This window comes from Glycomyces amatae (assembly GCF_020991375.1).
Taxonomy (GTDB): domain Bacteria; phylum Actinomycetota; class Actinomycetes; order Mycobacteriales; family Micromonosporaceae; genus Glycomyces; species Glycomyces amatae.
The window spans coordinates 1-20,025 of the sequence record NZ_JAJLQZ010000038.1; the positions used below are offsets into that span (position 1 = coordinate 1).

The 20,025-nt window shown below is 69.8% G+C and carries 17 protein-coding genes and 1 tRNA gene; 11 read left to right on the forward strand and 7 right to left on the reverse strand.

Annotation, left to right across the window (positions count from 1 at the left end; genetic code table 11):
• Positions 1-275: 275 nt before the first annotated feature.
• Positions 276-1,739: a GTPase ObgE gene (gene obgE, locus LO763_RS27710; protein ID WP_369432107.1), complete on the reverse strand. Its 1,464-nt coding sequence runs from the start codon at positions 1,737-1,739 to the stop codon at positions 276-278.
• A 114-nt stretch (positions 1,740-1,853) separates the two neighbouring features.
• Between obgE and LO763_RS27715 the strand changes: the two genes are divergently transcribed.
• Positions 1,854-1,929 (forward strand) — tRNA-Lys (locus tag LO763_RS27715).
• An 88-nt stretch (positions 1,930-2,017) separates the two neighbouring features.
• On the opposite strand, the gene LO763_RS27720 is transcribed toward LO763_RS27715, so the two are convergent.
• A complete protein-coding gene (locus tag LO763_RS27720; RefSeq protein WP_230791626.1) occupies positions 2,018-2,752 on the reverse strand; it encodes a hypothetical protein in 735 nt (244 codons plus the stop codon).
• 175 nt (positions 2,753-2,927) lie between these two features.
• Here LO763_RS27720 and phoU point away from each other — a divergent pair, with 175 nt between their 5' ends.
• From phoU to pstA, 4 genes are all read left to right on the forward strand, one after another.
• The gene (phoU, locus tag LO763_RS27725) at positions 2,928-3,575 is read left to right on the forward strand and encodes a phosphate signaling complex protein PhoU (protein ID WP_230791635.1); all 648 of its coding nucleotides are present in this window, start codon (positions 2,928-2,930) and stop codon (positions 3,573-3,575) included.
• 208 nt (positions 3,576-3,783) lie between these two features.
• The gene (pstS, locus tag LO763_RS27730; RefSeq protein ID WP_230791693.1) at positions 3,784-4,842 is read left to right on the forward strand and encodes a phosphate ABC transporter substrate-binding protein PstS; all 1,059 of its coding nucleotides are present in this window, start codon (positions 3,784-3,786) and stop codon (positions 4,840-4,842) included.
• Positions 4,843-4,914: 72 nt separating this feature from the next.
• Entirely contained in the window at positions 4,915-5,910 is a 996-nt protein-coding gene (gene pstC, locus LO763_RS27735) for a phosphate ABC transporter permease subunit PstC (protein ID WP_439650327.1), read from the forward strand.
• The gene (gene pstA, locus LO763_RS27740) at positions 5,907-6,803 is read left to right on the forward strand and encodes a phosphate ABC transporter permease PstA (RefSeq protein WP_230791639.1); all 897 of its coding nucleotides are present in this window, start codon (positions 5,907-5,909) and stop codon (positions 6,801-6,803) included. Before pstC ends, pstA begins: the two co-directional genes overlap by 4 nt.
• A gap of 213 nt (positions 6,804-7,016) precedes the next feature.
• On the opposite strand, the gene pstB is transcribed toward pstA, so the two are convergent.
• The gene (gene pstB / locus LO763_RS27745) at positions 7,017-7,901 is read right to left on the reverse strand and encodes a phosphate ABC transporter ATP-binding protein PstB (protein ID WP_230791641.1); all 885 of its coding nucleotides are present in this window, start codon (positions 7,899-7,901) and stop codon (positions 7,017-7,019) included.
• 188 nt (positions 7,902-8,089) lie between these two features.
• On the opposite strand from pstB, the gene LO763_RS27750 reads away from it, so the two are divergent.
• Positions 8,090-8,473: a phage holin family protein gene (locus LO763_RS27750; protein WP_230791651.1), complete on the forward strand. Its 384-nt coding sequence runs from the start codon at positions 8,090-8,092 to the stop codon at positions 8,471-8,473.
• An 89-nt stretch (positions 8,474-8,562) separates the two neighbouring features.
• Here the strand turns inward: LO763_RS27750 and LO763_RS27755 are convergent, their stop codons facing one another.
• Complete coding sequence (locus LO763_RS27755; RefSeq protein ID WP_230791653.1) at positions 8,563-9,033, reverse strand: hypothetical protein; 471 nt, start codon at positions 9,031-9,033, stop codon at positions 8,563-8,565.
• Positions 9,034-9,370: 337 nt separating this feature from the next.
• Here LO763_RS27755 and LO763_RS27760 point away from each other — a divergent pair, with 337 nt between their 5' ends.
• Positions 9,371-10,282 (forward strand): cation diffusion facilitator family transporter, encoded by a 912-nt coding sequence (locus LO763_RS27760; protein WP_230791655.1) that lies wholly within the window; start codon positions 9,371-9,373, stop codon positions 10,280-10,282.
• 121 nt (positions 10,283-10,403) lie between these two features.
• Positions 10,404-10,577 carry a DUF397 domain-containing protein gene (locus tag LO763_RS27765; protein WP_230791657.1) on the forward strand — a complete coding sequence of 58 codons (174 nt, stop codon included), beginning with the start codon at positions 10,404-10,406 and terminating at the stop codon, positions 10,575-10,577.
• A gap of 78 nt (positions 10,578-10,655) precedes the next feature.
• Here the strand turns inward: LO763_RS27765 and LO763_RS27770 are convergent, their stop codons facing one another.
• Positions 10,656-11,594: a helix-turn-helix domain-containing protein gene (locus LO763_RS27770; protein ID WP_230791659.1), complete on the reverse strand. Its 939-nt coding sequence runs from the start codon at positions 11,592-11,594 to the stop codon at positions 10,656-10,658.
• A gap of 307 nt (positions 11,595-11,901) precedes the next feature.
• Here LO763_RS27770 and LO763_RS27775 point away from each other — a divergent pair, with 307 nt between their 5' ends.
• Positions 11,902-12,213, forward strand: coding sequence for a hypothetical protein (locus LO763_RS27775; protein WP_230791661.1), 312 nt, complete (start codon positions 11,902-11,904; stop codon positions 12,211-12,213).
• A 241-nt stretch (positions 12,214-12,454) separates the two neighbouring features.
• On the forward strand, positions 12,455-14,158 hold the full coding sequence (locus LO763_RS27780) for a serine/threonine-protein kinase (protein WP_230791663.1): 1,704 nt from the start codon (positions 12,455-12,457) through the stop codon (positions 14,156-14,158).
• A gap of 209 nt (positions 14,159-14,367) precedes the next feature.
• On the opposite strand, the gene LO763_RS27785 is transcribed toward LO763_RS27780, so the two are convergent.
• Both LO763_RS27785 and LO763_RS27790 read right to left on the reverse strand, forming a co-directional pair.
• On the reverse strand, positions 14,368-17,403 hold the full coding sequence (locus LO763_RS27785) for a UPF0182 family membrane protein (protein ID WP_230791670.1): 3,036 nt from the start codon (positions 17,401-17,403) through the stop codon (positions 14,368-14,370).
• A gap of 67 nt (positions 17,404-17,470) precedes the next feature.
• On the reverse strand, positions 17,471-18,442 hold the full coding sequence (locus LO763_RS27790; protein ID WP_230791672.1) for a YlbL family protein: 972 nt from the start codon (positions 18,440-18,442) through the stop codon (positions 17,471-17,473).
• A gap of 144 nt (positions 18,443-18,586) precedes the next feature.
• Here LO763_RS27790 and LO763_RS27795 point away from each other — a divergent pair, with 144 nt between their 5' ends.
• On the forward strand, positions 18,587-19,852 hold the full coding sequence (locus LO763_RS27795; protein ID WP_230791674.1) for a zinc-dependent metalloprotease: 1,266 nt from the start codon (positions 18,587-18,589) through the stop codon (positions 19,850-19,852).
• Positions 19,853-20,025: the final 173 nt, after the last annotated feature.

Sequence of the window (20,025 nt, forward strand, 5' to 3'; positions counted from 1 at the left end):
TCAATCAGATAGAAACTCTTAGAAGTTCCCTCTCCGACCGGAGCGGCTCCAGCAACTTACCAGACCGGTTTTCGGGCCGTTTTAGGCCCCCGATCGATTCGTTCGGAGTTTTGCCTCTTTGGTTCTGGGCCAGGGCCTTTCGGCTTTCCTGTCCGTTTCCCCCTCGGGCAAAGACAAATTTACGCGACTGGAAACCGGGGTTTGCAAGGGGGGTGCGTGCTCGGCGCCACACCCTTGCAAACCCCGCGTTTTCGCAGCTCAGTCCGGTAACGGACTCAGCGCTTGCGGCGTTTGCCCCTCGCTTCCTCCTCTTTCGCGACCCGCTCGAGCAGTTCGGAGCGGCGCTCCTTGCGCTCGGCGAGGCGTTCGTCGGCGCCCTTGCGGTCGTTCATCTCGAACCGGGCGTCGGTGCCGCGGGGGCCGACCGTGGCGACGACGTTCGGGTCGGTCGGCTGCCACTCGAACTCGTAGTCGGCGATGCGCACGATCGAGCCCGGTATCGCGCCCCGCTTCGCGAGCGCGTCCTCGATGCCGAGGTTGGCGAGGCGGTCGGCGAGGTAGCCGACGGCCTCCTCGTTCTCGAAGTTCGTCTGGCGGATCCAGCGTTCGGGCTTGGCGCCGGTGACGACGAACTCGACGTCGCCCTCGTAGGCAGGCGTCACCTGCTGGATCTCGAAGCCCGAGTCGTCGACGGCGGCCGGGCGGATGACGGTGCGGGTCGCCTCGATCGGCGGTTGCGCCTCGCGGTACTCCACCACTTCCCTCGCGAAGGCGAAGTTCAGTTCCTTCAGCCCTTCGCGGCTGACGGCGCTGACCGCGTAGACGGGCCAGCCGAACTTCGCGAGGTCGCCGCTGACGTAGTCGGCCAGTTCGCGGCCGTCCGGAAGGTCGACCTTGTTGAGGACGATGATGCGGGGCCGGTCGGCGAGGCCCCCGTACTCGATGAGTTCGTGCTCCAGGGCCTCGATGTCGGAGACCGGGTCGCGGTCGGATTCGAGGTTGGCGGTGTCGACCACGTGCGCGAGGACGGCGCAGCGCTCGATGTGGCGCAGGAACTCGAGGCCGAGGCCCTTGCCGGCCGCGGCTCCCGGGATGAGGCCCGGCACGTCCGCGATGGTGTAGGTGGTCTCGCCCGCGGAGACGACGCCCAGGTTCGGGGTCAGGGTCGTGAACGGGTAGTCGGCGATCTTCGGCCGGGCGGCCGACATCGCGGCGATGAGGGAGGACTTCCCGGCGGAGGGGAAGCCCACGAGGCCGACGTCGGCGACGCTCTTGAGCTCGAGGGTGACGGCGAGCTCGTCGCCGGCCTCCCCCAGTTCGGCGAAGCCGGGGACCTTGCGCTTGGAGCTGACGAGGGCGCGGTTGCCGCGGCCGCCGCGGCCGCCTTCGGCGACCGTGATCTCGGTGCCGTCGCCGGTGAGGTCGGCGAGGACCTCGCCGCCGGCGTAGATCACGGTGCCGTTGGGGACGGCGACGCGGATGGACTCGCCGGTGGCGCCGTCGCGGTTGGAACCCTGGCCGTGCTTGCCGTTGCCGCCTTGGAGGCGGGTCTGGAAGTGGAAGTCGAGCAGGGTGTGCACGTTGGGGTCTACGACGAAGACCACATCACCTCCGTGGCCGCCGTTACCGCCGTCGGGGCCGCCGAGCGGCTTGAACTTCTCACGGTGGACCGACACGCAGCCGTTGCCACCTTTGCCGGCAATGACCTGGAGATTTACTCGGTCTACGAAACTTGTCACCGGTCAAGGGTAGCTACCGCGGGGACCCCTGGAGCCGGTGCCCGCGGCACATGCTAAAGTTTCTCCTCGTGCGACGGACACCGGCGGAAACGCTCGGTGGAGGTCGATCATCAAGCGCCGCTAGCTCAACTGGCAGAGCAGCTGACTCTTAATCAGCGGGTTCGGGGTTCGAGTCCCTGGCGGCGCACCACACAGAGGTCCTGGTCACAGGGCCTCTTTTGGTTTCTCCGGAGCGATGTGCGGGGCCCGGCGGCCGATCGGCCGCCGGGCCCTTCCGTCTACGTGTAGTCGGCGAACAGGTCGCCGCTCTGGGCGATGAGGTCCGCCATCACGGCGGTGGCGGGGTCCTGCTCGATGGACTCGTTCGAGTACAGGATCGTGGAGGCCGAGACCTCGAGGCTCCCGATGGCGACGTGGAGGGTGATCGAGGTGGAGGAGGTGTCGGTCGAGTAGTAGAGGCTGCCGGCGTCGCCGTATTCGGTGTACTCGGCGTACGTGTAGCCGTTCTCCTCGTTGTAGTAGTCGGCGTCGGACTCGACCCAGTACGCGGCGTCCGTGGCGGAGTCGTAGTCGTTGATGCGCAGGCTCACCGAGGTGAAGTCCTCGTTGTAGTAAGTGCAGCTCAGCGAGGACAGGCCGTCGGTGGTGGACTCGGAGCGGTAGATCTCGTCGGGGTCGTAGGGACCGAAGGTCTCCTCGAACGAGGTGAGGTCGAAGGCGTCGCAGGCCGCGGAGTTCAGCTCGGTGGCCGCGAGGTCGGTGCCGTCGCCGCCGTCGGTCTCACCGTCGGTCTCGCCGTCCGTTTCGCCCCCGGTCTCACCGCCGGTCTCGCCGCCGTCGCTCGAGTCGGTGTCGGCGGTGCGCTGCACCACGAGCAGGATCACGGTCATGATGATGACGAGGATGACCACGATCGCGCCGCCGATGAGCCACAGGTTGTTCTGCCGCTGACCGGGTGGTTGCGGCTGGCCGTACTGCGGCGTCGGGTAGCCCGGCTGCGAGGGGTAGCTCATCTCGTCTGCTCCATGGATCGTTCGTGCTTGTTCCTCACTCTAACGCCGTTGTTCCAGTGGTGTACGCCCGGCGTTTGCGCATTCGCGCAGGCCGCGAGGGGCCAACCGAGTCTAGACTTGGCGTGGCCACTACGCTGCGCGTATCCGGTTCCTCCCTCTCCGAGATTGGTCCACTATGGCGAACGCGTTCCATCAGCACCTCGACGATCTCAATGAGCTCCTGGTCGAGATGGCCCGGCGTGTGGCCGATGCGGTCGAGCAGGCGGGGGCGGCGCTGCTGGAGGGCGACACGGCGGCCGCCGAGGCGGTGGTGGCGGCCGACGACGAGGTCAACGCGCTCCAGTTCAGGGTCGACGACCGGATCGTGGAGCTGATGACGCAGTACGACCCGGTGGCGGCCGACCTGCGGTTCGTGCTGGGCGCGGTGCGGATCTCGGTGGACCTGGAGCGCATGGGCGACCTGGCGAAGCACGTGGCGAAGTCGGTGCTGCTGCGCGCGCCGGCGCCGGTGATCCCCGATTCCCTGCGGGTGGACTTCGCGGCGATGGGCGCGGCGGCGGTGCGGATCTCGCAGAAGCTGGTGGGGATCCTGGAGGAGCACGACCACCTGCAGGCGACGCAGATGGGGCTGGACGACGACGAGCTGGACGCGATCCAGCAGCGGGTCCACGACCAGCTGCCGACGCTGGGGTACGGGCCGCAGGCGGCGGTGGACGCGGCGCTGCTGGCGCGGTTCTTCGAGCGGTTCGGGGACCACGCGGTGCGCATCTCGCATCAGGTGGTGTACCTGGTCACCGGTGACGTCCACCTCGACCGTTCATAACGGTCTGGTCACAGCCGGGCCGAGGCTCGGTTAAACTCCCTGCTCACAGCCGTGCGTGACGATCCAGTTGTGAATCGCGCTCAGTCGTTCACCTCGAGTTCAACTCCAAGTCAGCAGGTGAACACCGGGTCTGGCTTTCATGGGTCTCGGACAGTGAAGCAGTGACCCGGGTCCAGCCCGGGAGACGGAGTAGAGACCAGCTGTGAACATGAAACTGAACCGCCGGACCATTTTCGGCACCCTCACCGCGGGCGCCCTGGCCATGAGCATGGCCGCCTGCGGCGGTGGCGGCAGCGATGACGAGGGCGGCTCGGGCGACCTGGCCTCCGGTGAGCTCAACGCCTCGGGCGCCAGCTTCCCCGACGCCTTCTACGCGACGGCCATCGAGGCGTACGCCGAGGTGAACCCGGACCTCATGGTGACCTACAACGCGACCGGCTCGGGCACGGGCAAGTCGGAGTTCGGCGAGGGCCTGAACGACTTCGCGGGCACCGACTCGCTCGTCGGCGACGACGACGGCGTCGAGGCGGGGTCCTTCCAGTACATCCCGACCGTGGCCGCCCCGATCACCGTGTCCTACAACCTGCCGGGCGTGGACGGTCTCCAGATCGACCAGGAGACCCTCGCGGGGATCTTCCAGGGCGACATCACCGCTTGGAACGACCCGGCGATCGCCGCGGCGAACCCGGAGGCGACCCTGCCCGACACGGCGATCACCCTCGCGGTGCGCTCGGACGGCTCGGGCACCACCACCAACTTCTCGAAGTTCCTCGACGAGGCCACCGAGGCGTGGACCCTCGGCTCGGGCGACACCATCGAGTGGCCCGGCAACGCCGTCGCCGGTGAGAAGAACACCGGCGTGGCCCAGGTCATCCAGGACACCGAGGGCGCGATCGGCTACGTCGACCTCGCCGACGCCAACGAGGTGGGCCTCGTGACCGCCGCCGTCGAGAACGCCGACGGCGCCTTCGTCGCCCCGTCGCTGGAGGGCGCGACCGCCGCGCTCGACGGCGCCGTGGTCGAGGACGACCTGTCCTACAACCCGCTGAACGCGGCCGGTGCCGAGGCCTACCCGATCACCGCGCCGACCTACCTCCTCATCCGCACCGAGTACGAGGACGCGGACATCGCCGCGGGTGTCAAGGAGTTCGTCGAATACCTGCTGACCGACGGCCAGGAACTGGCAGCCGAGGCCGACTTCGCGGCGCTGCCCGCGGGTCTGCAGGAGCAGGCCCTCGAAGCCCTGAACTCGACGATTGCCGACTAGGAACCCCGGATCCGATCACCCCACCGGCCCAGCGCCGCTGGGGTTTTCGGCCGTTCCGCTGACGAAACCGGAGTGAGAACCTTGACCGCTACGGCAACCCCTGAAGCCCCCGCCGAGGTCGACCTCGGCGGCGAGGCCCGCGCCCGCCGGACCGACCGGGGCTTCCGGGCCCTGGTGACCCTGGCGGGGCTCACCGTCCTCATCGTGCTGGGCCTGATCCTGGTCACGACCTCCGTGCGCGCCTGGCCCGCGTTCAGCGAGGAGGGCCCGTTCGGCTTCATGTTCGGCACCCGCTGGGCGCCCAACGACGACGTCTTCGGCACCTTCCCGATGCTGTACGGGACGCTGGTGACCTCGGTCATCGCGATGATCATCGCGGTGCCGGTGTCGATCGGCATCGCGCTGTTCATCACCGAGGTGGCCCACCGGCGCGCCCGCAAGTACATCGTCACCGTCATCGACCTGCTCGCCACCGTGCCCTCGGTGGTGTTCGGCCTGGTCGGCGTCCTGGTGGTGGTGCCGGCGATCACCCCGGCGTACCAGTGGTTCGCCGACCTGGTGGCGCCGGTGCCGGGCCTGAACGCGGTCTTCGACGAGACCAACACCGGCCGCAACTACATCACCGCGAGCCTGGTGCTGGCGATCATGGCGATCCCGATCATCACCTCGATCGCGCGGGAGGTCTTCGCGACCGTCCCCGAGACCGACAAGCAGGCGGCGTACGCGCTCGGCGCGACCCGCTGGGAGATGGTCAAGGGCGCGATCCTCCCCCACTCCTTCGGGGGCCTGGTGGGCGCCTCGATGCTGGGCCTGGGCCGGGCGATGGGCGAGACCATCGCGGTGGCGCTGGTCATCGGAGGCTCGGTGTCGATGTCCGCCAACCTGTTCGAGCCCGGCAACACGATGGCGGCGATCATCGCGCAGCAGTGGGGCGAGTCCAGCGGCCTGCACACGGACGCGCTCATCGCCATCGGCGTCGAGCTGTTCGCGATCACCGTCATCATCAACTTCCTCGCCCGCGTGGTGGTCCGCCGCGCGGAGATCAAGATGAAGGGGGCGCACTCATGACGAGCCTCACCACGTCGACGCCGCCGGACCTGTCCGGCCGCAACCTGTCCAAGCGGCGGGCCTTCGCCAACCGCACCGCGACGCTCGCCATCGGCCTGTGCGTGCTCGTCGCGGCCCTGCCGCTGGTCCTGGTCGCCTGGGAGGTCCTGTCGCGGGGCAGCTCCGCGATGAGCCTGGACTGGTTCACCGAGGAGATCCCGCGCAACTACCGCACCGAGGGCCCGGGCATGGGCCCGGCGATCCTGAGCACGCTCACGATCACGGGCATGGCGGCGCTCATCGCCGTCCCGATCGGCGTGTTCGGCGCGGTGTACCTGAACGAGTACGGGAAGAACAAGCCGCTGGCGAAGTTCATCCGGACGATGGCCGACGTCATGACCGGTGTGCCCTCGATCGTCATGGGCCTGTTCATCTACGTCGCGTACGTGGTGGTCATCGGCGAGAAGCTCGGGTTCGCGGGCGCGCTGGCGCTGGCGTGCCTGATGCTGCCGATCGTGATCCGCTCGGCCGAGGAGATGCTGCGGCTGGTGCCGGACGAGCTGCGGCAGGCCTCCGCGGGCCTGGGCGCGCGCAAGTGGCGGACGACGATGACGGTGGTGCTGCCGACGGCCTCGTCGGGGATCACCTCGGGCGCGCTGCTGGCCGTGGCCCGCGCCGCGGGCGAGACCGCGCCGATCATCGTCACCGTGGGGCTGACCTACATCTACAAGCCCGACCTGTTCTACGGCGAGAACACGACGCTCGCGGCGCAGATCTACCGCAACGCGACCCAGCCGTTCGACGCCTCGCAGGAGCGGGCCTGGGGTGCGGCCCTGACGCTCATCGCGATCGTCTTCCTGTTCACGATCCTGTCCCGGATCATCGCCTCGCGTTTCGCGATCGACAAGCGCTAGCGCGAAGCAGCCGGTCTCTCGGCCCCCGCACCGTCCGGTGCGGGGGCCGCTTCACGTCGAAGGGCCCGTCCCATGCGGGACGGGCCCTTCGAGTGGAAATCTGACAAGGATCGTGAGGAGCTGGTACGAATCCGGAGCGGTACTTGCGACGAGGGATCCGCCGCTCAGATTTTCTCTCGGCGGGCCCCGCCGGGCCGCGGCGGCGAACGAGTCCTAACCGAAGCGGCCGGTGACGTAGTTCTCGGTGCGCTCGTCGGAGGGGGTGGTGAAGATCCGCTGGGTGTCGTCGAACTCGACGAGGACGCCGGTGCGGGTGTCGCTGACCTCGTTGACCTCGGTGGAGAAGAACGCGGTCTTGTCGGAGACGCGCGCGGCCTGCTGCATGTTGTGGGTGACGATCACGATCGTGAACTGCCGGGCGAGGTCGACCATGAGCTCCTCGATGCGGGCGGTCGCGATCGGGTCGAGGGCCGAGCACGGCTCGTCCATGAGGACGACCTCGGGCGCCAGCGCGATGGTGCGCGCGATGCACAGGCGCTGCTGCTGGCCGCCGGAGAGGGCCAGGGCGCTCTGCTTGAGCTTGTCCTTGACCTCGTCCCAGAGGGCGGCCTTGCGGAGGGAGTCCTCGACGATGCCGTCGCGTTCGGAGCGGGCGACGCCGTGGATCTTGGGGCCGTAGGCGACGTTGTCGTAGATGGACTTGGGGAAGGGGTTGGCCTTCTGGAAGACCATGCCGATGCGGCGGCGGACCTCGACGGGGTCGACGCCGGGCTCGTAGATGTCCTTGCCGTGGTAGGCGACGGTGCCCTCGACGCGGGCCCCGGGGACGAGGTCGTTCATGCGGTTGAGCGAGCGCAGGAGCGTGGACTTGCCGCAGCCGGAGGGGCCGATGAGGGCGGTGATCTCGTTCTTGGCGACGGTGAAGTTGACGTTCTTGACGGCGCGGAAGGAGCCGTAGTAGACGTTGACGTCGTTGATGTCGAAGACCGTGGCGTTGCCGAGGGCGCCGGGGTGGCGCTGGGGGGCGGGCTGGTGGGCCGGGCCGATCCGCCGGGGATCGACGGTGCGGCCGACTGCCGGCAGTGCCGGGTCGCTCATGGTGTCTCCTTCTGCCGGGGAGGGCGGGAAGCGGTCGGGACTGCCGCGAATATAGGCGCGGCGGATGGCCTCGGGCTCGATCTGCGGTGAACGGGCCGTGAATGCGCGGGCCCGGCACGGCCACGCGGTGAGCCGGTCGACTTGGCGGAAACTGGACGCGGGGGCGGCTCGGCGGCGATACTGGCGCCATGAGGTTTCTGGTGCGGCTCATCGTCACGGCCCTGGCGCTGTGGCTCGCGACGTGGATCGTGAGCGGGATTTCGTTGTACGGCGACTCGGCGCTGGCGAAGTTCTTGTCGCTGGTGGTGGTCGCGTTGATCTTCACGGCGGTGAACACGTTCGTGAAGCCGATCATCATGGCGGTCGGCTGCGCGCTGTACGTGCTGACGCTGGGCCTGTTCGGGCTGGTGGTGAACGCCTTGATGTTCTGGCTGACCGGCTGGGTGTCGGAGCAGCTGTCGCTGGGGTTCGCCGTGGACGGGTTCTGGTCGGCGTTCTGGGGCGCGATCATCGTGTGGCTGGCGATGTGGGTCTTCGACCTGCTGTCGCCGCGGAAGCAGGCGTCCGAGTAGTCGGGCGCGGGAAAGGGGCGACTCGTTCGAGTCGCCCCTTTTCGTGTTCGCCGCCTCGCGAATGGTGTCGGTCCGGTACCGCTCCGCCGTTAGAAGGGCAGTCCGGTGGACGGGCCGGTGGCGATGTCGCGGATGTTGTCGTCTCGTTTGGACGTCTTCGGCGCGGCGGCGTTGAAGGGGATGGGGCCCTGGGGTCCCGGTGCCTTGCCGAGTCGTCGCCGCACGATGTTCAGGTTGTGCAGTCCGGCGAGCGCGTAGGTGCGGATGCGCTCGAACTGCTTGGTCTTCTTGGCGGTCTTGAGCTTCTCCACTGCACCGTGGTGGAGTTTGCGGGCGCGGTCGAGGGCCGCGGCCGCTTCGGTGTCGCCGACCGAGGCCGGCGCGATGTGGAGCTGGTTGCCGAGCAGTTCGGTCCAGGCTTCGGCGTCGGTCTTGGCCCGGGTTTTTCGGCGGCGCCTGGTCTCCACGGCAGAGCGCAGCCCGAGGACCGCGGCGAATATGAGGACGATCGCGACGATCGTGATGAACGCGATGGCAGAGGTTTCAATGGCGTCTTTCATCGTCACCCCCCGTGACCAGTGCTGTTGATGCTTGTCTGAATATTATTCCATTCCGGCCCTCCAATTGTGAAAGTCCCCCTGGAGCGGCGTTCTCGTGAATTCTGGGGAAAGCGACTCGCGGCGTAGGGCTCCGGGAGGGCCGGTCACCGGCTCGGGTACCCAGGAGGCGGGCGGGTGAAGCCGGATTCACGGCGTCGGTTCGGCCACTGCGGCGTTTCGACCACCGCAGTAATATGCAAAAGTACGCATGTTAGCATGTGGTGGTGGCGGGGACCCCTCCGTCGGAACCGGGTCCGCCGCGGCGAGGCGGACCGCACGCAGCGAAGGAGGCGCCCGCATGGGCCACGACCACTCGCACGCCGGTGCCGCCTCGCTCGGCGCGCGCCACCGGGGGCGGCTCTGGCTCGCCCTCGCGCTGGCGGTGTCGGTGATGCTCGTCGAAGTGGCCGCCGCCTGGTACACCGGCTCGCTGGCGCTGCTCTCGGACGCCGCGCACATGGCCGGGGACGCCCTGGGGATCGCCATGGCCCTGGCCGCGATCATCGCCGTCCGGCGCGCCGGCGGCGGGCCCCGGCGGACCTTCGGCATGTACCGCCTCGAGGTCCTGGCGGCCCTGGCGAACACGGTGCTGCTGTTCGGCGTCGCCGGGTTCGTGATCGTGCAGGCCGTCCGGCGCCTCGGGGAGCAGCCGGAGATCGAGTCGGGCCCGATGCTCGCCGTCGCCGTCTTCGGCCTCGCGGCCAACATCGCCTCGCTGCTGCTCCTGCGTTCGGCGGCCGAGGAGTCGATCAACGTGCGCGGCGCCTACTTCGAGGTGCTCGGCGACGCCCTCGCCTCGGTCGGCGTCATCGTCGCGGCCGCCGTCATCGCCCTCACCGGCTGGTACGCGGCCGACAGCGTCGTCGCGGTGGGCGTGGGCCTGTTCATCCTGCCGCGCGCCTACCGGCTCGGGCGCGACGCGCTGCGCATCCTCCTCCAGCAGGCGCCGAAGGCGGTCGACGTCGAAGCGGTCGAGGACTCGCTGGCGACACTCGATGGAGTGAAAGAGGTTCACGACCTCCATCTGTGGACATTGACTTCGGGTATGGAGGTCGCCACGGTGCACCTCGCGCTGGCGTCGGACGCCGATCCCGGCGCCGTGCTCGGCCACGCCCAGCACACGCTGGCAGAACGCTTCGGCATCGCGCACGCGACCGTCCAAATCGAGCCCGGCAGCCCCGGGCGCGTCTGCGGTACGCCGCACTGGTGAAGGCGGCCGAAGCCCTATCCGAAACCTGTCAGTGACGGATAGTCGACGTTTCACTTGCCTCGCGCTGGCTAAGCTCGACAGCGTCCTGGGGACTCGAATGCTCCTAGGAAGGAGGAGATCCATGTTGACCCACACATGGAGGAAGAGCAGCAGGTCAGGTCCCAACGGGGCCTGCGTTGAGGCCAGGCTCGCGGAAGCGGCCGTGGAGATCAGGGACACCAAGCTGACGGTGAGCCCGATCCTGCGCGCCAGCCGAGCCGACTGGCTCTCGCTGCTGCGGACGTCAGGCAAGTAAGAGGGACGGGCGAGGGGGCGGACATCGAAACAGGTGCCCGCCCCCTCGCACTGCGCCCAGGGCGTGTCCGCGAACCCCCTACAGGGATTTGAGGTGGTGCGCCTGCCGCTCGATGAACTCCAGGCTGCGGCCGGGGTCGAGCGCGGCGGAGCGGAGGTAGCCGAAGATCTCGTGGAAGGGCTGCACGTCGGCCCCCTCCTCGTAGACGTCGCCGTTGTGGCCCTCGATGTAGACCACGTCGGGGTGGCGGTAGCCGGGGTCGACCTCGTCCTCGAGGGGGCCGAAGCCGAGGATCGTGAACGAGGACAGCATCCCCGGGTAGGCGCCGCCCTCGAAGGGCAGCACCTGGAGGTGCACGTTCGGCAGCGAGCCGAGCTCGAGCAGGTTCTGGAGCTGGTCGATCATGACCTTCGGCCCGCCCAGGACGCGGCGCACCGCGGCCTCGTCGATGACGTTCCAGATCTTCAGGTCGCTGCGCAGGCGCTGCTGGCGCTCCATGCGCAGGTCGATCCGCTGCTCGCGGTAGCGCTGCGACTGCTCGGGGACCATGCTGAAGGTCGCCTTGGCGTACTCGCGGGTCTGGAGGAGGCCGTTGATGATCAGGCCGTCGTACAGGTTCAGGCTGGAGGCGTCCTGCTCCAGGCCCACATAGGTCGCGTACGGGGGCGAGATGGTGTCGGAGTAGCGGGCCCACCAGCCGCGCTTGCGGCCGTCGCGGGCCAGACGCACGAGCTCCTCGACGAGGTCGGCGTCGTCGACCCCGTAGACCTCGACCAGGGCCTGGACGTCGCGGGGCTTGATGCCCACGCGACCGAGCTCCATGCGGTAGATCGTGGAGCTGGTGACCTCCAGGGCGTCGGCCGCGTCGTTGGCGTCCTTGCCGGACTTCTCGCGCAGTTCCCGCAGGATCTTCCCGGCGCGGCGCCGGCGTACGGTGGGGCTGCCGCTCGAAGGCATCGCCTTGCCTCCCAACTTCTTCGGCAGATCGCTCTCAGCGTTGTCGTTCGCTGTACCCATTTGACACCCTGATTTCTCCGGATTCGGTGAGGACGCACCGTAGGCTGAGGACTTCTGGCCGCTCATCCGGTCGCGTCCGCAGCGGTCACTCGCGGCTGGGGGAACAGCCACCCGATCCGGTTATACCTCTTGCATCCAAAATCTGCATGTGCAATTCTACTCTACGGAGGGGCCATCCGCCTCCCCCGACTGTACCGATTCGACACCGCGACTCGGCATCGACCAAGTCCCATCCGGACTCCCGGGCCCGTTTACTTAGGGCCGCAAGGAGTTCGGCACGATTCGAACACCGGAAAGGCAGCCTGCGTTGCGCAGTCCGTACACACTCGAGAATCCTCCGCCGGACGAGCCGCCCAGCGAGGTGCTGGTGCCGAGCCTCTGGCGCGTCCAGGCGCGCTGGTGGAAGCGCCACACGCCCGCGCTCGACCAGCGGGACGCCAAGCACCCCGTGTGCGGGCACTGCGGACAGTCCTGGCCGTGCCACTCGTGGGCCTGCTGGGACGGCCAGCTCGGCCAGGCCGTCAACCGGCCCCCCGCCCGGGAGCGCGCCGAAGCGCCCGCCCCGGACGACTCCCCCCGCGTCCTCGCGCTCAGCGGCGTCGACGCCGACCAGCACTAGCCCCAGGACGCGGCGCCGCGCACGGTACGCGGCGCCGCCTTTCCCCCTTCCGGGCCCAAGTTCGCCCGGTCCAGCGCGTAGCCTCAGCCGCCCCCGGTCGTTAGACCTCAGAGATGATCCGACTCTAGGCGAATCGACGACTCGCAAGCTGCGCCGTGAAGGCGAATTTGCGACTCGCAGGCTGCGCCGTGAAGGCGAATTCACGGCTTACCGGCTACGCCGCGAAGGGGAAAGCCGCGCGATGCTGAGCACTCGCAACCTCAAGACAGGCGATGTCCTGGACGGGCGGTACCGGCTCGAACGCCGCATAGGCGGCGGCGGTATGGGCGACGTCTGGGAGGGCACCGACACGACCCTGTGGCGGACCGTCGCGGTCAAGGTGCTCCTCGCCGACCTCGTCGACGACCGCGGCTTCCGCGAGCGCTTCCGCCGCGAGGCCCGCGCCATCGCCGTCATGCAGGGCCCCGGCGTCGTCGAGGTCTACGACTACGGCGAGATCGAGGACGAGGACGCCCAGCTGGCGTACCTCATCATGGAGTACGTCGACGGCAAGCCGCTCTCGCGCCTGCTCGGCCTGTGGGGGAAGCTCCCGGTCGAGAACACGCTGCGCGTCGTCGGCGGCGTCGCCGAGGCGCTCGGCGTCGCCCACGCCGCCGGGGTCGTCCACCGCGACATCAAGCCCGGGAACATCCTCGTCCGCGGCGACGGCTCGGTCGTCCTGGTGGACTTCGGGATCGCCCGCGTCAGCCACAACCTCACGCTGACCACCACCGGCGTCGTGCTCGGCACCGTCACCTACATGTCCCCCGAGCAGGCCGCCGGGGAGAACCTCGCCCCCGCCTCCGACCTGTACTCGCTGGGCGTCGTCGCCCACCAGTGCCTGGCGGGGGCGCCGCCGTTCCGCGCCGACACCCCGCTCGGGGTGCTCTCGGCGCACCTGCGCAACGCCCCGCCGCCGCTGCCCGCCGAGATTCCGTACGAGGTCGCCGAGATCGTGCGGCGCTCGCTCCAGAAGGACCCGTCGGCGCGCTGGCCCGACGCGGCCGCGCTCGCCGCGGCCTGCCGCGAGACGCTCGACGCGGTCCTCACCGGCCGCGGCGCCTCCGGCCCGGTCCGGACCCGGCCGATGCCCGATCCCCAGCAGAGCCCGCAGGCGCCCGGCGCGCACACGGGCGCGCACCGGCGGCGGGCTGCGGGGACCGCGGCGCGGGAGCTGTCCCCGCAGCACCCGCACACCGGCGGGCACACGCTGCCGCCGTACACCGGCGCCCATCCCGTCGCGCCGCCGCCCGCCGGGCCGACCGCCCCCGCGCCGGTCGCCGAGGAGGAGCGGCCCAGCAGGCGCCGCCTGTGGCTGATCCTGAGCGGGGCGCTCGCGGGGCTCGTGGTGATCGGCGCGATCGCCACGACGCTGCCGTGGGGCGGCGCCGAGGGCCCCGGCGCGGTGCCGGCCGACGAGTCGGGCGCGGTCGGCGCGGAGCTCCAGGGCCAGGACGGCGACGGCGGCGTGTGGGACGAGGACGAGGGCGGCGAGGAGGCGGGGACGGCCTCGCCCGGACCCAGCGAGTCGGCCACCGAGGACGGCGCGACGGCGCCGGTGGAGGGCCCGGCGGGATCGGCCGGGCCGTCGCTGAACCCGAGCGGGTCGGCGAGCCCGAGCGAGTCGAGCGCCCCGCCGCCGCCCGCGAAGTCGACCGTGCCGAACGTGGTCGCGCAGTCCGAGGCCGAGGCCCGCGCGCGGATCGAGGAGTCGGGCCTGAACCCCTCGGTCGAGTACGAGGGCGAGGGCGAGGCCAAGTGCGGCGTCGTGCGCCAGTCCCCCGGCGGCGGCAGCGAGGTCGAGGCGGGGAGCTCGGTGCAGATCACGGTCCGGCGCGCCGCCGACGCCGAGGCCTGCAAGCCCGAGTCGGAGGAGACCCCCGGACCCGGCGGCGAGGAGCAGTAAGCAGTGGACGGAAGCGCCCGGCGGCCGTTCGGCCGCCGGGCGCTTCCGTCCAGGGTGTCGACGGCCCCCGGCGAGTCGGTGTCCGAGTCCGTGAGACGGTTCGGTCCGAACGCGGAAGGCCCTCCGGATACCGGTGCGGTATCCGAAGGGCCGACAACGCGGGGAGCGGACCAGATGGCCGCCGGGCGCTCCCGTCTACTGCTGCGGGATCACTGGCCCGCGGCCTGCCTCGCGGCCTCGAGCTCGTTGAGCGCGGCGAGCAGGTCGTCGAGCGCGCGGCCCTCCTCCTCGTTCGTGCCCGAGGCCTGGGCCGCCTCGTAGGCCTCCTGCGCGGCGAGCACGTTCTCGATCGCGGCCTCGACCTCCGGCGGATCGGCCGGAGCCGGGGCCTCGGTCGTGGGCGCCTCCGTGGTCGGCGTCTCCGACGGGGTCTCGGTCGGCGCCTCCTCGCCCTCGGTGCCCTCGCCGTCCTCGTTCTGCTCGGCCTCCTTCGGAGCGCCGTCGATGTACTTCTGGACCACCATCGCCAGCGCGTCCTCGAAGGACGGCGCGAAGCCCACGTAGCCGCCGTAGCTGATCGCCACGTTCGTCAGCCGCGGCAGGTCCTCGCCCTGGCCGCCGGCCTGCCGGCGCAGGTACATCGGCTCGAGGTAGAGGATGCCGTCGCCGACCGGCAGCGCGAGCAGGTTGCCCCACTCCACGGTGGTGCCGGCCTGCTGGGCGTCGCGCAGCGTCGTCACCACCTCCGAGGTGGAGGTGATGATCTGGTGGATCTGGCGCACCGACTGGTCGTCGCCGCCGACCACGTCGTGGACCTTCAGCTGCGGATCGCCGTTTTCGTCGTAGTAGCCCGACATGAGCGACGCCAGCGCGTTCGGCCGGTTCCTCGGCGTGAAGCTGCTGGTGAGCTGGAAGTAGGCCTGCCCGTCCTGGTCGGGGTAGGTCGCGTACACGTAGTAGGCCGGCTGGGTGACCTCGGAGGACTGCGACGGGTCCGAGGGCGTCGCCCAGGCCTCGCCGCCCTCGATGAAGGTCCGCGCCTCGTCCACGTGGTAGCGCTGGAGGAGGCTCCGCTGGATCTTGAACAGGTCCTGCGGGTAGCGGAAGTGCTCGGCGAGGGCCTGCGGGGTCTCGTCCTTGGGGACGACGAGGTCGCCGCCGTAGATCGAGTTCCAGGCCTTGAGGATCGGGTCCTCCTCGTCGAACTCGTAGAGGGTCACCGAGCCGTCGTAGGCGTTGACCACGGCCTTGACCGAGGAGCGGATGTAGTTGATCTCCTCGGCGTCCTGGTTGGCCACGCCCTGGCCGGAGTAGGTGTCGTTCGTCGCATCGGCGAGGTTCACGCGGTCGGCGTAGGGGAACTCGTTGGTCGTGGTGTAGCCGTCCACGATCCACACGACCTCGCCGTCGACCACGGCCGGGTACGGGTCGGCCTCGACGGTCAGGAACGGGGCGACCTCCTGGACGCGGTCGCGCACGTTCCGGTTGTAGAGGAGCTGCGACTCCTCGTTGATCTGGTCGGAGAGCAGGAACCGGGGCTCCTGGAACTCCCACGCGTAGAGCAGGCGGCTCCCGATCGAGCCGATGTCGACGCCGCCGTCGCCCTCGTAGGTGGTGTAGCGGTCGTCGCCGATCTCCTCGGCGGGCGCCTCCTCCTCGTCGTCGTCGCTGACGGCGACGTCGATGGGCCGGTCGTACTCGCGGGGCGTCTCGCCCTCGGGGACGCCGACGATCGCGTACTCGTTGTTGAGCAGGCCGTAGTAGATCTGCGGCTTCTCGACCTCGATGATGTCGTTGCCGATCTGGCAGTTGCCGGCGTCGTCGGAGAGCACCCCGGAGGTGAAGCAGGGCGCGCCGCTGTCGCTCTCGGTGGTCGAGGCGGACACGAAGCCCCAGCCGTGCGTGTAGACGGTGTGGGCGACGGTCCAGTCCTGCTGCTCGTCGGTGAGCTGGCTCGGGTTGAGCTCGCGCAGGCCGACGACGAAGTCCTGGGTGACCTCCTGGCCGTTCTCGTCGGTGTAGGTGTAGCGGTCGATGTCGAGCTTCTCGTTGAAGTCGTAGAAGCTGCGCGGCTGCTGCGCCTGGGTGAAGGCGTCGGAGACGACGAACGGGTCGATGAGGCGCACGTTGTTGATCGTGGGGTTCTCGTTGTTCGGCGTCGCCGGGTCCGCGTCCGTGGGGGGCAGGCTGTCGGGGTCGGCGAGCTGCTGGGCGTCCGGGGTGGAGGAGACCTGGTAGGTGCTGGTCTCCAGCCCCTCCATGCCGTAGGCGTAGCGGGTGCCGTCGATGGTGTGCTGCGCGTAGGGGCCCTCGCGCTGGGGCCGGTTGGGCTCGACCTGGAAGTTGCGCACGACCGCCGGGTAGATGCCGCCGGCGGCGATCGCGGTGACCACGACGAGGCCGAGGGCCGCGGCGGGCAGGGCGAGCGAGCGGGTGAAGCCCCACGAGAAGACGAGGATCACGACGGCGGCGATGACGGAGACCCAGATGAGCGCGTTCTTGGCGTTCATGAGGGCGGTCATCTCGGTGTACCCGCCGCCGACGATGCCGGTGACGGGATTGTCCTGGGTGGTGAAGTCGTAGCGGTCGAAGTAGTAGGCGACGGCCTTGAGCCCCAGGAAGAGCGCGACGAGCACCGAGAGGTGGATGCGCGCGACGTTGGTCATGCGGTCGCCGGTGCCGGAGAAGCGCAGGGCGCCGTAGAGGTAGTAGGCGCTCAGGGAGGCGAGGATGCCGACGACGACCGCGGCGAAGCCGAAGCCGATGAGGAACTGCCAGAACGGGAGCTTGAAGACGTAGAAGCCGGCGTTCATGTTCAGGACCGGGTCGGACCAGTCGAACTCGCCGCCATTGCGGAACAGCAGCCAGGTCTCCCAGCGGCTCTGGGCGGACATGCCGGCGAAGACGCCGACGACCACGGCGACGCCGCCGATCCACCAGCCGGCGCGGGGCGAGATGAGCTCGCGGTAGCGCTCGAGGCCCTCCTGCTCGCTCGTGGCCGGCCAGGTGTCGGGCCGGAAGCGGTAGGCGAGGTAGAGGTTGAGGCCGCACCAGGCCGCCATCGCGAGGGTGAAGGCGCCGAACAGTCCGAGCCTGGTCCACATCATGGTGGAGAACACCTGGGTGTACCCGACGGAGTCGTACCAGAGGTAGTCGGTGCGGAGGCTCACGAGCCATCCGAGGACCGACAAAAGGACTATGGCGCCCACGAGCATGACCAGGACGTAGCGTCCTCGTCGGCTCATCCGTGGGGGGGTGGGCGTCCGGTTCGCCACTGCTGCTACTCCTTCTCGTCTCGCGGCGCCGGTGAGGTCAGCAGGTCGTGACTTCCTCGCCGGCCGCTAGGGACTCCAGTGCCGAGACCGCGTCTTCCAGGGTCTCGACTTTGACAATAGTCATGTCTTCGGGCGCCACGGTGACGGCGTCCGGACAGTTCACGGCCGGGGAGAGGAAGACCTCGGCCCCGGCTTCGGCCGCTCCGTTGATCTTCTGCTGGATGCCGCCGATGCCGCCGACGTTCCCTTCAGGATCGATCTCGCCGGTCCCGGCGACGATCCTGCCGTCGGTCAGATCGCCCTCGGTGACCCGGTCGACGATGCCGAGCGCGAAGATCAGGCCCGCGGAGGGGCCGCCGATGTCGAGCGCCTCGGTGTCGATCTCGATGCCGTACGGGTCGGCGTGGGTGGACTCCAGTTCGGCCTGCCCGAGGACGACGCCGGGGACGTCGACGGGGGCGCCGTCGCGGGTGACGGTGACCGTGGTTTCGCTTTCGGCGTAATCCTCGAGTTCGGCCAGTGACGTCACGGCGGTGCCGTCGACGGCGGTGATGACGTCGCCGGCGGTCAGGCCGCCGGAGTCGGCGACGACCGCGATGGACGCGGGCTCGCCGAGGTAGGCGAGCGCGGCCTGCTCGGCGTTGGACTGGGACTCGGCCCAGTCGGCCTCCTGCTCCTCGGCGATGTCCTCCTGGGACTCGCCGGGCGGGTAGACGAGGTCGCGCGGGACGATCGCGTACTCGTCGGACAGCCAGGCGCTCAGGGCCTGGGCGAGGGTCACCGACTGCTTGACGCGGACGGTGGTCAGGCGCAGCTCCCCGACCGAGTCGTACTCGCTCTCGGCGCTGATGATCTGGTGGTCGACGCCCTCGACCTCCTCGGAGCCGAGGACGTCCTCGGTGGGGCCGGGGCTGAAGACGACGTAGGCGACGTCCATCGAGAGCGACTGCCAGGTCAGCAGCGCCACCAGTACGGCGCCCAACAGGACGGTGATTCCACGCCTTCGCACTTGGCGATCCTTTCGACCCGGGACCCGGTATGGGCGGAAGCCTACATGCCGCAGCCCAGAGCGGGTTTCGGCCCGCAGCGAACGCGAGGGTTTCAGATCGGCGGGCCGTGGCCTGGGCCCCCTCCCCTGACGTACGGTTGGCGCATGGGCTCCGATATTCCTTTCGGCTTCGGCAACTTGGGCGGCGACATGCCCGACCCGAACGACCCGCGGGTGCAGCAGATGATGCAGCAGCTGCAGCAGATGATGGCGCAGTCGATGTCGTCCGGTCCGGTCAACTGGCAGCTGGCCAAGCAGCTCGCCGAGTCCGAGTTGGAGGCCGAGAACGTGGTCGGCCCCGCCGAGCAGGCGCAGGTCGCCGAGGCGGTGCGCCTGGCGGACCTGTGGCTCGACTCGGCCGTGAACTGGCCCTCGGGGGTCACGGCGACCGACGCGTGGACGCGCAAGCAGTGGATCGCGCGGACCGAGGACTCGTGGAAGCAGCTGGCCGAGCCGCTCGCGGCCCAGATGGGCGAGGCCATGCAGACCCTGGTGCCCGAGGAGATGGCCGGGATGCTCGGCCCGATGGCCGATCTCATGAAGGGCGTCGGCTCGGCGCTGTTCGGGGCGCAGATGGGGCAGGCGCTGGCGAAGCTCGCCGGTGAGGTGCTGTCGTCGACCGAAGTCGGGATCCCGCTGGGCCGGACGGGCGTCGCGGCGCTGCTGCCGGGGAACGTCAAGGCGTACGCCGAGGGCCTGGAGCTGCCGGTCGAGGAGGTGCGCCTGTTCGTGGCGCTGCGCGAGGCGGCGGCGCACCGGCTGTTCACGCACGCGTCGTGGCTGCACGCGCACCTGCTGGGGGCGCTGGAGGCCTACGCGCGGGAGATCCGCATCGACGAGGCCGCGATCGAGGAGGCCATGTCGGGCATGGACCCGATGGACCCCGAGGCGGCGGCGACGCTGGACCTGGGCGAGGTGTTCAAGACCGAGGAGACCGAGCAGCAGAAGGCGGCGCTCTCGCGCCTGGCGACGACGCTGGCGCTCATCACCGGCTGGATCAACGTCGTGGTGACCGAGGCGGTGGGCGAGCGCCTGCCGACGATGGACCGGCTCATGGAGTCGGCCCGGCGGCGGCGCGCGACCGGCGGCCCGGCGGAGCAGACGTTCGAGGCGCTGGTGGGCCTCCAGATCGACCCGGCGAAGGTGGCGGCGGCGACGACGCTGTGGCAGTCGCTCGCCGAGGCGCGGGGCGTCGAGGGGCGCGAGGCGGTGTGGGCGCATCCCGACCTGATGCCGTCGGCGGCGGACCTGGAGCACCCGGAGACGTTCGCGACGGTCTCGGAGGCGCTCGAGGACTTCGACGCGTCGATGTTCGAGCAGCTGGCGGTCAACGACCCCAAGGACGAGGGCGAGGAGCCCGGGGAGAAGTAACGGCCCGGACGCGTCGCAGCCCGGCAGCGGTGCGGGCGCGCGTGGCGGCCCGGTCGAAGTGCGGCCTGGTCGAAGCGCGGCTCAGTCGAAGTGCGGCCTGGTCGAAGCGCGGACCGGTCGAAGCGCAGTCCAGTCGTACGGCGCCCGGCGGGCAGGTCGGCGGCGCCGGCCGC